The organism is Xanthovirga aplysinae (assembly GCF_009711365.1).
Classification (GTDB): Bacteria; Bacteroidota; Bacteroidia; order Cytophagales; family Cyclobacteriaceae; genus Xanthovirga; species Xanthovirga aplysinae.
This window is the reverse complement of the sequence record NZ_SMMB01000356.1, coordinates 1-1,235: the sequence shown is the minus strand read 5'-3', so window position 1 is coordinate 1,235 and position 1,235 is coordinate 1. Positions and strand designations below refer to the sequence as shown.

At 34.4% G+C, this 1,235-nt stretch carries 2 protein-coding genes; both read right to left on the bottom strand.

All coding sequences use genetic code 11. The annotated features are described in order from the left end of the window. Positions 1-328: class I SAM-dependent methyltransferase (locus E1171_RS01135; RefSeq protein ID WP_155203258.1), on the bottom strand; the 328-nt coding region annotated here is incomplete at its 3' end. A gap of 116 nt (positions 329-444) precedes the next feature. After that, a partial coding sequence (locus E1171_RS01130) for a DUF4386 domain-containing protein (RefSeq protein ID WP_222931321.1) occupies positions 445-1,235 on the bottom strand: 791 nt, incomplete at its 5' end.

Genomic DNA, 1,235 nt, shown 5'->3' with positions numbered 1-1,235 from the left:
AAATCACATCAAATGATTCCTTATGATACTTTTTATCAAAGATGGTGGAGTGTTGGAAGTTTAAATTTTTAATATTTTTGTTCCTCACTTTTTTTTGGGCAAAATCGATCATTTTAGATGAAATATCTATTCCATGAACTTCCCTTACCATAAGAGCAATTTGATATGATAGGCTTCCAGTAGCACAGCCAAAATCTAATACAATATCATCTTTATTGAGATAATTCTGGGCTTTTTCCAAAGTTCCGTTGCTGATTACTTCATTTTTCTGGGAACGCTTATCGAAATCCTCTGACCTGTTGTCCCAAAACTTTTCTGATTTATCCATATTTTTTGTTCTTAAACATTGAAAATAGAATGGCTAAGGTTCTCTTTAGTCTTGACCTGTACCAGAATTGGGTGGCGTTTTTAGCCTGGTTAGCATGTCGTACATTTTATTCTTTTCTAAACACCTGCTACTTCCTTTGAGATCGGTTTTACCTCCTTAACTCCCTTTATTAGCAGCCACAGACAAAAGGAAAATTCTCCAATATCTGCTGGCAAAGTAATATTGTTAAGAATTACAGACTCGAAATCAGGAAATAGGAAAAACCTGAATAAATCTATCAAGTCACCAAAACAGCCCATCATTAGAAAGACCCCAATAATTTTAGGTAAGAATCCTGATTTATAAACCAATAATCCCAGGGGAAACAGATACAAACCAAAAAATAACTGGGCAATGTAATACCCATTTGTGTGCATTTTGAGGAAAAAAGTCACCAATCCATGCAATTGTTCTGTTTGGAAGTTACTTAAATAATCAGCTCCACTTAGTATTACTAGGGGGGCAATTTGATTTAACATATTTATGCAAAGGATAGAGCAGGAAATGGTAACGCACAGCACCATTGCTGAAGCATAATATTTACTAACCGTTTTGAATAAATGGTATAAAACCAGGGAGAAGAAAAAGAAAGCAGCCGACATGAATAAATCACTTACTATGCCCAGGCGAAACAACCATTCAGAGTTTATTATATTTTGGACGGTAGCCCCCGGATTGCCGGACACAATAATTTTCTGTCGAATAAAATATTCAGCGAATACCCCACTGATTATAAGAATTAGAAACAGGAATCCTGCAATCCTTGCGGTTTTTTTATTTGAGTTCATTTTTGTCTTTTTACTGTCTTTGAATAGAATTGTTAGAGGATGTTGTCCTTTTAAGGTAAATATTATTTTATAATTTAAGG